A 12,396-nucleotide genomic window follows, 5' to 3' on the forward strand; every position below is an offset into this window, starting at 1 on the left:
GGTTGTGAGTCGTCCGGTAAGCCATCCATAATGTGGACGGCTCGGGGTGAGTTTCGTCGAACCTTGAGTAGATGACCAATTTCGGGTCGAGAGTGGGCATCTACTCAAGGTTCGGTCTGAGAGTCGGTCATCGCCAACCTCAGTAAGACCGTGGAAACTCCAGGGTGTTATAGCACCCCGGAAGCTCCACGATCTGAGCTGGCCAGGCTCCCAGAATGAGGCAATGCGTACAGCAACGAATAGGCCTCGGTCGGGCTCGGGGATCGCTCACTATGCGAGCCGCTCGTCGAGGTCGTCGTCACTTGTTGGAGGAACGTCGGCAAAGAAGGCGACAATCCTCCAACAAGTCCCCAAGCCCGTGGCGCCAGCCGCAGAGGCCGCGCGGACAGCCCTGTCCGCGCGGCCGCCTATTCCCAGCGGAAGACCTTCGCGGCGATGCCGCTGGCGAGGACGGTACAGATGGCTAGGGCGGCGAGGTGGGCAAGGTTTGGTGCGTTCCCTTGCCAGCCAGCGCTCAATGCCTCGACGGCCGAGCCGTAGGGCACGTACTCGCCGATCGTCGCGAGCACACCCGGCAGGTTGTCCCGCCCGCCGAGGCCACCCCCGAGCGCCATGGTGGCGAAGAACGTCACCAGACCGATGGCCACCGAGGAGTTCGCGGTGGGTGCGACGGCCGCGATCAGCATGCCGAGGGCGTACATCGCGGCCACCGTGAGCACCATCGCGAGGGCGGTGCCGGCCAGGTTGCCGGGCGCCACCACGCCGAGGGCACTGGCACCGATCACGAGCGCAAGGGCGGTGCCGACGATCGTCTGGATCAGGCTCACGACCACCTGCGCGACGAGCACCATCGACGGCGCGGCCGGCGTGACGGCCAGCCGGCGCAGAACCCCCGTCGTGCGGTAGCTGGCAAGGAACGACGGCATGTTCACGATGCCGATCAGGGCGACCATCATCGTCAGCGTCGACGGGATGACGAACGCGTTCATGGCGGAGACGCCGCCGAGTTCCGGGATGCGTTCGGTGCCGCCGGCCAGGCCACTCATCACCATGAGCAGCGTCGGCAGACCGAGCGGGATCACCAACCCGCCGGTGTCGCGTACGACCATCCGCAGCTCGTGCAGGATCAGCTGACCCCAGGCGGCCAGGCCGGGCCGGTCGCTCGCGATCGGGACGGACGTGGTGCTGGTCATCGGGAGGCCTCCAGGTCGGTCCGAGAGTCTTCGTACGGGTCGCCGGGGAAATGGCCGCCTGGAGCTTCGTCGAGCGATCGCCCGGTCAGTGTGAGGAACGCGTCGTCCAGCGTCACCTGGCGTACCCGCGCGTCCGTCACCACGACGTCCTGACTGAGCAGGGCACGCGTCACGGTGTGGAGCAGGTTGCCCCTTCCCCTGATCACGACATGCTCGCCGTCGATCCGTAGGCCGGTGACTTCCGGTAGGCCATTCAGCGCGGCCTGGTCGACAGCGCCCTGCGTACGAACCCGGACCTCCTGCTCGCCCTGCGCCCTCGCGATCAGCCCCTCCGGCGTGTCGAGGGCGACGATCTGGCCGCGATCGAGGACGGCGATGCGGTCACACAGGCGCTCGGCCTCCTCCATGACGTGGGTGACGAGCACGATCGTCACGCCGCCGCGACGGATGCGGTCGATCAACTGCCAGGTCTCCCGCCGGGCCGCGGGGTCGAGACCGGTCGTGAGCTCGTCCAGGATCGCGATCCGTGGCCGGCCGACAAGAGCCAGCGCGATCGACAGGCGCTGCTGTTGGCCTCCGGACAGATCGTCGTAGAACGCCCGCCGCTTGTCGTGCAGGCCCAGATCGGCGAGCAGGCGGTCGGGATCGGCGCCCGTACGGTAAAAGCTGCGGTAGAGCTTGACGGCCTCACCGACCCGCACCTTTCCGGGCAGGGCGCCTTCCTGGAGCTGGCTGCCGAGCACCTGCCGGACCTTCACGCGGTCGCGCCACGGATCCAGGCCCATAACCCGCACCTGCCCGCTGTCGGGGCGGCGAAGGCCGGCGAGACATTCGACGGTGGTGGTCTTTCCGGCGCCGTTGCGGCCGAGAATGCCGAGGATCTCGCCCTTTTCCACGGCGAAGCTGACGCCGTCCACGGCCACGTGTTCGCCGTACCGCTTGCGGAGGTTCTCCACGGAGATGACGGGCATGCGGTCCCTTTCCGTGCGCGAGCACAGGTATTCGCTCGCCAACTAATGCGCTTCTTCTACCGTGCGGACTGCTCAACGGTATGAAGGGACGTCGCCGCGCGTCGCGTGCCAGAGGTCACGGTTTACGACCATGACTTCCGGCATATCCACCGTTGTTTAGGCGATCTCTTAGACTCCTGCGATGACGACGAAGTCGCGGCTGGAGAATTGGGCCGCAGTCGCCGGCCTGGGTGTATGCCTACTCGTCGGGGTTCCCGTCTGGGTTGGACACCTGAACTCCGTGAGAGTCACGAGCGGACCGTTCTGGCTGTGGAACGCACTCCACGTCGTCACCCTCGCCGCCATGATCGGGGTGTGGTGGGCCCTCGACAACAATCGGCGGGTCCTCCAACGCGTTTTCCTCGCGGTGCAGTTCGTCGCGGCGGCGACACTCGTCCTTCTCGACCGACAGCAGAGCCTCACCCCGACGCTGATGATCTTCACGGTCGCCAACGCGGCGATGTTCCTGGCCCACAGGACCACTGTCGCCCTGACCGCCGCCAACGTCGCGATCATTGCCGTCGCGGCACTCCTGCGGGAAGCCAACCTGACCAGCTTCCTCCTCGTCCCCTCTCTCTACGGCATGCTGCAGGTGATGATCGTGCTGTCGACGTGGAGCGAACAGCGGGAAAAACACGCCACCGCGCAGTTGGCGCTCGCCCACACCAGGTTGCGCAGCGCGAGTGTCCTGCTGGCCGAATCCAGTCAGGCTCGGGAACGGCTCCGGATCGCCCGGGAGCTGCACGACCTGCTCGGCCACAAGCTGACCGCGCTCGCCCTGGAACTGGAGACCGCCACGCACCAGAGCACACCGCCGGCCACCGAACACGTCACCAGGGCGCGACAACTCGCCAAGGAACTCCTCACCGACGTCCGCGCGACGGTGAGCGAACTCCGGTCGAGACCACCCGAGCTTCGGGCGGCCCTCGACACGCTCGTGGCCGACATTCCCCGCCCTCGGGTGCACGTCCGCGTCCACGATGCCGTCGAACTCGATGAGCAAGCGATCACGACCCTGATCCGCTGCGCACAGGAGGTCATCACCAACGCGATCCGGCATTCGGAGGCGGAGAACCTCTGGATCGACATCGACGAGTCGCCCGACCACCAGATCGTCCTGAACGCCCGAGACGACGGGTGCGGTGCGTCGCTCTTGAAGCTCGGCAACGGGCTGACCGGACTCCGTGAGCGGATCGAGCAGCTTGGCGGCACCGTGGCGTTCGACACCCGGGAGGGGTTCGCCGTCCGCGCACAGATCCCGTCCGCTCGGGTGGTCGCCTCATGATCCGCGTGTGTGTCACCGACGACCAGACGTTGGTACGCCAGGGGATCCTCAGCCTGCTGCGACTCGCCGACGACGTGATGGTCGTGGCCGAGGCCAGCGACGGAGACGAGTCGCTGGCGGCGATCGGCCGCCACCAGGTGGACGTGCTGCTCCTCGACCTGCGAATGCCGGGCCGGGACGGGATCGCGACGCTGGAGGCGCTCCAGGAACGCGGCATCGAGGTGCCGACGCTGGTGCTGACGACGTTCGACGACGACGAGCTGGTCCTTCGGGCGCTGCGGGCCGGGGCACGGGGCTACCTACTGAAGGACGTCACCCTCGGCCAACTTGTCGGGGCAATCCGGACGCTGGCGGGCGGCGGCACGCTCGTCCAGCCCGCGCTGACCGAACGCCTGCTTCGGGCGGTGAACGCGCTCCCCGGTGGTTACCCGGCATGGGCTACCCCGACGGGGACCGACCCGGCCATCGCCCACCCGATCGACGACCTCCCGCCTCCGGTACCACTGACCAGCCGGGAGCTGGAGATCCTGCGCCTGCTCGCCGGCGGCTTCAACAACCGCGAGATCGCCGACGCGATGTACCTCGCCGAAGGGACGGTGAAGAACCACGTCTCCAGCGTGCTGGCGAAGCTGCACGTCCGCGATCGCACCCGCGCGGTGCTGCGCGCCCTCCACCTCGGGCTGCTGACGGAGCGACCACCGGGCAGGTAGCCTCCCTCGCGTCTGAGCTAGCGTCTTCCGGACAACAGAAGCGATGCTTGACGCCAGCGCGGTGGAAACGTTGCCACGCAGCCCGGCGCCAGGTGACTGCTACCGGTTCCTCGGAGGATCGATCTATGCACGACGACCACCGCCTGGTAGAGGCACGGTTGGAACGCGCTCTCCGGCAGCGCCTCCGCCCCGCCGTCTACGGCGACACCGTCCCGCTCGACATCGAGGTGTGGCACGCGCCGGGTGAGCCGGTGCCGGTCAGCGAGGCACTCGCTGCCGACTACAAGCCGGCATCCCTGGGTGACAAGTGGGGTCCGCCGTGGGGCACCAGCTGGTTCCGCCTGACCGGGCAGGTCCCGCAGGAGTGGGACGGCAAGCGGGTGGAGGCCGTCCTCGACCTGGGCTTCGGCGGTGGGCCCGGCTTCTCTGCCGAGGGCCTCGCCTACACCCCCGACGGTGAGCCCATCAAGGGCCTCAACCCCGACAACATCTACGTACCCCTCGCGGGGCTCGTGTCCGGTGGTGCCTCCCAGTCGGATGGCGCGAAGGCCACGGGCGGCTCGGCGTTCCAGATCTACCTCGAGGCGGCGGCCAACCCGACGGTGATCGAGTGGCCGTCGTTCGAGCCTTCCGACCTCGGCGACAAGGACACCGCCGGCACCGACCCGATCTACGAGATCAGGCGGGCCGAGCTCGCGGTCTTCCACCTCGACGTCTGGAACCTCCTCCTCGACATCGAGGTCATCGGCGGCCTGATGAAGGAGCTGCCCGAGGACCTGCCGCGGCGTTCGGAGATTCTGCGCGCGCTGGAGCGGTCCCTCGACGCGCTCGACTACGACGACATCCCTGGCACCGCCGCCGCTGCCCGCGCGCAGCTCGCGACGGTGCTCGCCAAGCCGGCGTACGCCAGCGCACACCAGATCTCGGCGGTTGGTCACGCGCACATCGACTCGGCCTGGCTGTGGCCGCTGCGCGAAACCGTCCGCAAGGTGGCCCGTACCATCTCCAACGTCACGACGCTGGCGGCCGACCACCCCGACTTCCGGTTCGCGTTCTCGCAGGCCCAGCAGCACGCGTGGATGAAGGAACACCACCCGAAGGTCTGGACGCGCCTTAAGGACGCGGTGGCCACGGGGCAGATCATCCCGATCGGCGGCATGTGGGTCGAGTCCGACAGCAACATGCCGGGCGGTGAGGCGATGGCCCGGCAGTTCATCCACGGCAAGCGGTTCTTCCTCGACGAGTACGGCATCGAGACCGAGGTCGTCTGGCTGCCCGACTCCTTCGGGTATTCCGCCGCGATGCCGCAGCTGGTGAAGCTGTCGGGGTCGAAGTGGTTCCTCACCCAGAAGATCTCCTGGAACCAGACGAACAAGTTCCCCCACCACACCTTCTGGTGGGAGGGCATCGACGGGACCCGGGTCTTCACCCACTTCCCGCCGGCCGACACCTACAACGGCCAGCTGGTCGCGCCGGAGCTCTCCCGGGCCGAGCGCAACTACCAGGACAAGGGCGGCGGCACGATCTCGCTGCTGCCGTTCGGTCACGGCGACGGTGGTGGCGGCCCCACCCGCGAGATGCTCGCACGCGCGGAGCGGTTGGCCGACCTCGAGTCCTCCCCGCAGGTGCGGATCGAGCACCCGGTGAAGTTCTTCGAGGACGCGCACGCCGAGTACACCAACGCGCCGGTGTGGGTCGGTGAGCTGTACCTCGAGCTGCACCGTGCGACGTTCACCTCGCAGGCCAAGACCAAGCAGGGCAACCGCCGCAGCGAGCATCTGCTGCGCGAGGCCGAGCTGTGGTCGGCGGCGGCCGCACTGGCGGGCACGCTGGAGTACCCATACGCCGACCTTGACCGGATCTGGAAGGCCGTCCTGCTCAACCAGTTCCACGACATCCTGCCGGGCAGCTCGATCCGGTGGGTGCACCGTGAGGCGGAGGAGACGTACGCCCGACTCGCGGTCGAACTCGAGGCGATCATCGGCCGGGCGCAGGCGGCGCTGGCCGGTGAGGGCAGCGAGACCGTGGTCTTCAACGCGGCCCCGCACGACCGGGCCGGCGTACCCGCTCTTGGTGCGGCGGTCCAGGGCCGCTCGCACGCGCCGGAGGTCAAGGTCAGCCAGGACGGCTCGAACGTCGTCCTCGACAACGGCCTGCTCCGCGTCACGATCGACGAGCGCGGCCTGCTCACCTCGGTCTACGAGGTCGAGTCGGAGCGGGAGGCGATCGCGCCGGGCGCCGCGGGCAACCTGCTGCAACTCCACGTTGACACCCCGAACGTCTGGGACGCCTGGGACGTCGACCCCTTCTACCGCAACAAGGTCAAGGACCTGACGGACGTCGACAGCATCGACGTGGTCAGCGCGACGCCGGAGGAGGTCGTGGTCGCGATCACGCGGTCGTTCGGCTCGTCGCGGATCGTGCAGACCATCCGGGTACGCGCCGGCGAGTGCCAAGTCAACATTGACAACGAGATCGACTGGCACGAGAAGGAGAAGTTCCTCAAGGCCGCGTTCCCGCTCGACGTCCGTGCCGACCAGTCGGCGTCTGAGACGCAGTTCGGGCACCTCTTCCGGGCAACCCACACCAACACCTCGTGGGAGAACGCGAAGTTCGAGATCTGCGCGCACCGGTGGATCCACGTCGGTGAGCCGGGGTACGGGCACGCGGTCGTCAACAACTCCACGTACGGCCACGACGTGACCCGTACCGTCCGCGAGGACGGCGGCACCACGACGACCGTGCGGCTGTCGCTGCTGCGGGCGCCGCGGGTGCCCGACCCGGTGACCGACCAGGGCATCCACCACCTGTCGTACGCCCTGGTGCCGGGTGCTGGCATTCCCGAGGCGGTCGAGGAGGGCTACCGGATCAACCTGCCGGCACGGACCGTGACCGGTGCGGCCGGAGTCGCCCCGCTCGTCGAGGTCGACAACCCCGCCGTCGTGGTCGAGGCCGTCAAGCTGGCCGACGACCAGTCCGGCGATGTCGTCGTACGCCTGTACGAAGCGCACGGCGGCCGGGCGAAGGCGCGGCTCACCACGTCGTTCGAGCTTGCCTCCGCGCAGGAGACCGACCTGCTCGAGCGGGCCCTGGCAGACCGCGAGGTCTCTGACGGTGGGGTCGCCCTGGCCCTGCGGCCGTTCCAGGTCCTCACCCTGAGGTTGAAGCGCGCCTGACGGGCCTTGCTTCGGGCCGCGCGGGCAGCAACGAGAGTTTGCCCGCGCGGCCCTCGGGGTTTGAAGGGCTGCGCGCGCCCTGGGCGTAATGATCACGTTTACGTGGTCATTACCCGCTTCACATGGCACTGGTGCCGCGCGAGGTGGGTAATGACCACGTAAACGTGATCATTCCGGGCCCCTTTCCGACAGCGGACGCGAAGGACTGAGTCCGCCCAAGGTTGTGACACAATCCCGCCATGCATGCGGCGAACCAGGCGATCTCTGAGCAGGTGGCGGAGGCGCTGCGTGCCGAGCTGCTCGACGGCGCGCTGGCGCCGGGTTCGCACCTTTCGGAGGAGCAGCTGGCCGAGCGGTTCGGTGTCGGGCGCTACACCGTCCGGTCCGCGCTGCGCAGCCTGGTGACCGCCGGCCTGCTCGTCCACGAACGCCATCGCGGCGCGTTCGTCCCCGAGCTCTCCCGAGCGCGCATTGATGAGCTGTTCACCTACCGTTCCGTCGTCGAGCTGGGTAGTCTCCGCCTCGCGCTCGAACGCGGACATGATCTCCGCCCAGTCGAGCGGGCCGTCATCGAGCTCGAACGCGTCGACCCGGCGGGCGAGGCTCACCGCCACGTCGCCTGGCACGAGGTGACGGCGGCTCACCGGGCAGTTCACCACGCGATCGTGGCAGCGGCCGGTAACCCTCGCCTGGTCGCCGCGTACGCCGCGTGTGAGGACGAGCTGCAGTTCCTGCTGGCGTTCATCCGTCCGGAGTTCAGGGCGGGGCGGCTCGCCCGGCTGCACCGTGACCTGCTGAACCGCCTTGGTTCGGGCATCGCGGGGGCACAGGCCGCGCTCGCCGCCGACCTGGAGGTGGGCCGGCAGGGTTTGGTACGCGCACTCGACCGTTCGACGCTCGTACGCCCGACTCCGCACCCGCGGCCGGTGGACGGACACAGCCGCCCGCCGCTTGGCACCAAGAAGCTGGAACATCCTTCTGTACAAGGGAGATCCGTCAGATGACCGAACGCCCTGCCGTCCAGCGCAGGATGCCTCGCTGGTCAGAGCTGAAGCCGTTGCTCCGCACCCGGCGGATCGAGTTGGACGCCACCAAACGGCGTCTCGACCGCGCCCTCACGATCGCCGACCTGCGGGCCATCGCCAAACGGCGTACGCCACGCGCGCCGTTCGACTACACCGACGGCGCGGCTGAGCAGGAGGTCAGCCTGCGCCGGGCCCGGGCGTTGTTCCGGCGCCTGCAGTTCAACCCGAGCGTCCTGCGCGACGTGTCGAAGGTCGACCCGAGCACCACGATCCTGGGCCGGCCCTCGGCGTACCCCTTCGCGCTCGCGCCCACCGGCTTCACCCGGATGATGCAGCACGAGGGCGAGCCCGCGGTGGTGCGCGTCGCCGAGCGGGCCGGTATCCCGTACGCGCTCTCGACGATGGGCACCACCTCGATCGAGGACGTCGCGGCCGCCGCGCCCAACGCCGACAAGTGGTTCCAGCTCTACATCTGGACCGACCGTGCGGCCGGCAAGGACCTCGTCGACCGCGCGCACGCCGCCGGCTACACCACGCTGGTGCTCACGGTGGACGTGCCCGTGGCCGGTGCGCGCCTGCGCGACGTCCGCAACGGCATGACCATCCCGCCGTCGTTGACGCCGAAGACGATCCTCGACATGGGGCTGCACCCGGCCTGGTGGATCAACATGCTCACCACCAAGCCGCTGTCGTTCGCCTCCCTGTCCGACTGGCCGGGCACGGTCGCCGAGCTCATCAACCACATGTTCGACCCGTCCGTGACCTTCGACGACCTCGCCTGGATGCGGGAGATCTGGCCGGGATCGCTGGTGGTCAAGGGCATCCAGAACGTCGAGGACGCCCGGAAGGTGGTCGACCTCGGCGCCGACGGTCTGGTGATCTCCAACCACGGTGGCCGGCAGCTCGACCGCGCGCCGATCCCGCTCCAGCTGGTGCCGAAGGTCGCCGACGCGGTGGGCGACCGGGCCGAGGTGTACGTCGACACGGGCGTGATGACGGGCGCGGACATCGTTGCCGCGGTGGCGCTCGGCGCCCGGGCCGTCCTGGTGGGGCGGGCGTACCTCTACGGGCTGATGGCCGGGGGAGAGCGCGGGGTGCAGCGGGCGGTCGACATCCTCGGGAACGAGGTACGCCGTACCCTGCAGCTGCTCGGCGTCCAGAATCCCGGCGAGCTGAACCGCTCCCACGTGACCCTGCCGGAGGTGGCGTTCTAGGCTGCGGTTCGACGTGGGGTTCTGGACGGGCCTGGCAGGACCACCCTCGTCCGCCGGACTGCTCGCAAGCTCCCTTGACGTCTCGCCGGACGAGGGTGGTCCTGCCAGGCCCGATCTGGCGGCGTTCCTCGCCCGGTGATCTTGGACTGCGCGACGATCTCAGGCCCGACTCAGGGGTCGCCCGGGTCGACCCAAGGGATCACCCTCGTGCATCCGCGCGGGTGGCGAGGCAGGATGGACGACGTACGCGGCAAGAGCGACGGAGGGGCATGCCTTATGTACGACAACGCCACCTGGTTTCCGATCTGTGCCGGGCTGTCTGCCGTCGGTGTGGTGGCGGCATTCTTCGCCTTCCGCCGGAAGGGGGTCGCCTCCGGGCTCCGGCTGCTCGGCTGGGCCGTGTTGCCGATGGCGATCTACCTGACCGGCATGGTGCGCCTGTTGTGGACGATCGGCCAGGCCCTGGTGCAGTGGGTGTCCGGATTCGTCTTCAGCCCGTTCGTCTGGACCGGCCTCGCGTTGTTCGCGTTCGCGGCGCTCGTGTTCCCGGTGGCTGCCCGGCTCCGGCGGCGGCAGGCGGGTGCGGCCGGAGCGTCGGCGTCCGGTGACGGCGCGACGACGCCGCTGCCCAAACAGGGGGAGACGGCGACCGCGGCGGGCAAGACACGCGGCGGAGACAAGGCAAAGGCCAACCCGAAGGCGGTTGGAAAGGGTACGCAGCAGGCCGCCAACCCCATGGAGGGCATGGAAGACATCGAGGAGATCCTCAAGCGGCGCGGGATCTCCTGAGGACGCCGGCCGAGCCACGACAATCCGCCATCGTGTTCGTCGCCGCTGCGATCTGTCCTCATCCGCCCGTCCTGGTGCCCGCGCTCGCGTCCGGGGCCGCAGTTGGGTTGGATGCCGTCCGCTCGGCATGTGACGACGCCGTGGGAAGGCTGCTCGCGGCCCGGCCCGACGCGATCGTCTGTGTGGGGGATGCCCCCACCGAAGCAACCTGGGATGGCTCGGCTGTTGGTTCCTTCGCGGCGTACGGCGTCGATGCTCGGGCCGGGGGTCGGCACGCCGGGACGGCTGCCGGCGTACGGAATGCCGTCGACGCGGGCGCAGGGGAGGCGGGCGTACGAGATGCGGGTCGGCCGGTGCTCCCGCTCGCGTTGACGATGGGTGCTTGGTTGCTCGACCGTGCGGGATATGCCGGCGATCGGGAGTACACCGGCGTTCCCCGCTCATGGTCTCCCACCCGCTGCGAGGAACTCGGCCGCCGGCTCGCGGCGCGCCCCCGCCGGATGGGGTTCCTTGTCCTCGGCGACGGCTCGGCCCGGCGGTCAAAGTGGGCCCCCGGAGACTTCGACCCCCGCGCCCAAGGCTTGGACGCGGGTTTGGGCGCTTCGCTGGGGTCAGGCGACCTGGACGGTCTCCGGGGGCTCCAGCCCGACCGTGCGAACGAGTTGCTCGTCGCGGGTCGGGCGGCCTGGCAGGTACTCACGGGAGCCGCGGCCGGCTCCACTGTCGAGGCGGTTCTCCTCGCTGACGAGGCGCCCTACGGTGTGGGCTACTTCGTCGCGTCCTGGCGGGCGAGACTGGACTAACCGGCCGGCAACGACCGCGCCGGGCTACCCAGGGACCTACCCCGATCCTCCATGCTCACACCTGCGCGGATGGAAAGGTCAGGTTGACAGGAAGAAAGGAATGGCGTGGCAGTCGACGAGGTGCTGGCGGTGGTCGGCCCGACAGCGGCGGGAAAGTCTGACCTCGCGGTCGAACTCGCGCGCCGCGTCGGCGGTGAGGTGGTCAACGCCGACTCGATGCAGCTGTACCGCGGCATGGACATCGGTACGGCGAAACTCCCGCCCGAGGAGTGGCGCGGCGTGCCGCACCACGTCATTGATGTGCTGGACATTCACGAAACCTCAACGGTGGCGGAGTTCCAGGACCAGGCCCGGGCGGCCATCGCGGACTGCCAGGCACGCGGCGTCCTGCCGATCGTCGTCGGCGGCTCGGCGCTCTATATCCGTGCGGTGCTTGACCGATTCGAGTTCCCGGGCACGGATCCGGTCGTACGCCGGCGCCTCGAGGTGGAGGCGGAACGGCTGGGTTCCGAACGGCTGCACCAGCGGCTCGCCGAGGTCGACCCGTCCGCGGCCAACCAGATCCTGCCGACGAACACCCGGCGGGTGGTGCGGGCGCTGGAGGTCATCGAGATCACCGGCCGCCCGTTCGCGGCGAACCTTCCCAGCCACACGTACGCCTATCCTGACGTGTGTCAAGTTGGCCTTGACGTACCCCGGGAGCTCCTTGACGAGCGGATCCGGTTGCGGGTGGACCGGATGTGGGATGCCGGGTTCGTCGACGAGGTACGCCGGCTCGAAGCGGCCGGATTGCGGGACGGCGTGACCGCGAGCCGGGCGCTGGGCTACGCGCAGGTCCTGTCGCACCTCTCGGGCGAGTGCTCCGAGGACGAGGCGAAGGACGCGACCGTACGCGCGACCCGGCGGTTCGCCCGCCGCCAGGACTCGTGGTTCCGGCGTGACCCGAGGATTCTGTGGCTGCCGTACGCCGCGCCGGACCTGGCCGAGCAGGCGCTGGCCATCGTGGAGCGGTTTCGTTCGGCCAGTCATCACGGCCCCTGAGGAGCGGAGCCGCCGCGGACGGGTGCGTCGCAGGCCGTGTTGGCTCGGGCGCGGTGTTGGGTCAGGGCACGGTATTGAGTCGGGGGCGGCCTCGTCCAATAAAGCTGAACAAGGGTGCCCCCGACCAGGGAGCCGTACAGGGATCCGCAG

General features: G+C 69.1%; 10 protein-coding genes. 8 read left to right on the plus strand and 2 right to left on the minus strand.

Annotated elements, in window-relative coordinates; genetic code table 11:
• Nucleotides 1-407: 407 nt before the first annotated feature.
• Both B141_RS0100005 and B141_RS0100010 read right to left on the minus strand, forming a co-directional pair.
• A complete protein-coding gene (locus B141_RS0100005) occupies nt 408-1,193 on the minus strand; it encodes an ABC transporter permease (protein ID WP_020573103.1) in 786 nt (261 codons plus the stop codon).
• A complete protein-coding gene (locus tag B141_RS0100010) occupies nt 1,190-2,164 on the minus strand; it encodes an ABC transporter ATP-binding protein (protein WP_020573104.1) in 975 nt (324 codons plus the stop codon). Before B141_RS0100010 ends, B141_RS0100005 begins: the two co-directional genes overlap by 4 nt.
• Nucleotides 2,165-2,345: 181 nt before the next feature.
• On the opposite strand from B141_RS0100010, the gene B141_RS0100015 reads away from it, so the two are divergent.
• The 8 genes from B141_RS0100015 to miaA all read left to right on the plus strand — a co-directional run bounded on the left by B141_RS0100015 (nt 2,346) and on the right by miaA (nt 12,246).
• A complete protein-coding gene (locus B141_RS0100015) occupies nt 2,346-3,488 on the plus strand; it encodes a sensor histidine kinase (RefSeq protein WP_020573105.1) in 1,143 nt (380 codons plus the stop codon).
• The gene (locus tag B141_RS0100020; protein WP_020573106.1) at nt 3,485-4,198 is read left to right on the plus strand and encodes a response regulator; all 714 of its coding nucleotides are present in this window, start codon (nt 3,485-3,487) and stop codon (nt 4,196-4,198) included. Before B141_RS0100015 ends, B141_RS0100020 begins: the two co-directional genes overlap by 4 nt.
• Before the next feature lie 125 nt (nt 4,199-4,323).
• A complete protein-coding gene (locus tag B141_RS0100025; protein WP_020573107.1) occupies nt 4,324-7,374 on the plus strand; it encodes an alpha-mannosidase in 3,051 nt (1,016 codons plus the stop codon).
• Between the two features lie 239 nt (nt 7,375-7,613).
• Nucleotides 7,614-8,378, plus strand: a complete 765-nt coding sequence (locus B141_RS45155; RefSeq protein ID WP_020573108.1) for a GntR family transcriptional regulator — start codon at nt 7,614-7,616, stop codon at nt 8,376-8,378.
• Nucleotides 8,375-9,613: an alpha-hydroxy acid oxidase gene (locus B141_RS0100035; protein WP_020573109.1), complete on the plus strand. Its 1,239-nt coding sequence runs from the start codon at nt 8,375-8,377 to the stop codon at nt 9,611-9,613. Before B141_RS45155 ends, B141_RS0100035 begins: the two co-directional genes overlap by 4 nt.
• Before the next feature lie 234 nt (nt 9,614-9,847).
• Nucleotides 9,848-10,402: a hypothetical protein gene (locus B141_RS0100040; RefSeq protein WP_063828548.1), complete on the plus strand. Its 555-nt coding sequence runs from the start codon at nt 9,848-9,850 to the stop codon at nt 10,400-10,402.
• Nucleotides 10,403-10,434: 32 nt separating this feature from the next.
• Nucleotides 10,435-11,205 (plus strand): class III extradiol dioxygenase subunit B-like domain-containing protein, encoded by a 771-nt coding sequence (locus B141_RS0100045; RefSeq protein WP_020573111.1) that lies wholly within the window; start codon nt 10,435-10,437, stop codon nt 11,203-11,205.
• Between the two features lie 105 nt (nt 11,206-11,310).
• On the plus strand, nt 11,311-12,246 hold the full coding sequence (miaA, locus tag B141_RS0100050; RefSeq protein WP_020573112.1) for a tRNA (adenosine(37)-N6)-dimethylallyltransferase MiaA: 936 nt from the start codon (nt 11,311-11,313) through the stop codon (nt 12,244-12,246).
• Nucleotides 12,247-12,396: the final 150 nt, after the last annotated feature.

Origin of the sequence: Actinopolymorpha alba DSM 45243 (genome assembly GCF_000373925.1) — a bacterium.
Classification (GTDB): Bacteria; Actinomycetota; Actinomycetes; order Propionibacteriales; family Actinopolymorphaceae; genus Actinopolymorpha; species Actinopolymorpha alba.

Excerpts from the sequence above, each read along its gene's own strand:
- B141_RS0100005 (WP_020573103.1), bottom strand. The coding sequence starts at position 1,193 with ATGACCAGCACCACGTCCGTCCCGATCGCGAGCGACCGGCCCGGCCTG.
- B141_RS0100010 (WP_020573104.1), bottom strand. The coding sequence starts at position 2,164 with ATGCCCGTCATCTCCGTGGAGAACCTCCGCAAGCGGTACGGCGAACAC.
- B141_RS0100015 (WP_020573105.1), top strand. The coding sequence starts at position 2,346 with ATGACGACGAAGTCGCGGCTGGAGAATTGGGCCGCAGTCGCCGGCCTG.
- B141_RS0100020 (WP_020573106.1), top strand. The coding sequence starts at position 3,485 with ATGATCCGCGTGTGTGTCACCGACGACCAGACGTTGGTACGCCAGGGG.
- B141_RS0100025 (WP_020573107.1), top strand. The coding sequence starts at position 4,324 with ATGCACGACGACCACCGCCTGGTAGAGGCACGGTTGGAACGCGCTCTC.
- B141_RS45155 (WP_020573108.1), top strand. The coding sequence starts at position 7,614 with ATGCATGCGGCGAACCAGGCGATCTCTGAGCAGGTGGCGGAGGCGCTG.
- B141_RS0100035 (WP_020573109.1), top strand. The coding sequence starts at position 8,375 with ATGACCGAACGCCCTGCCGTCCAGCGCAGGATGCCTCGCTGGTCAGAG.
- B141_RS0100040 (WP_063828548.1), top strand. The coding sequence starts at position 9,848 with ATGGACGACGTACGCGGCAAGAGCGACGGAGGGGCATGCCTTATGTAC.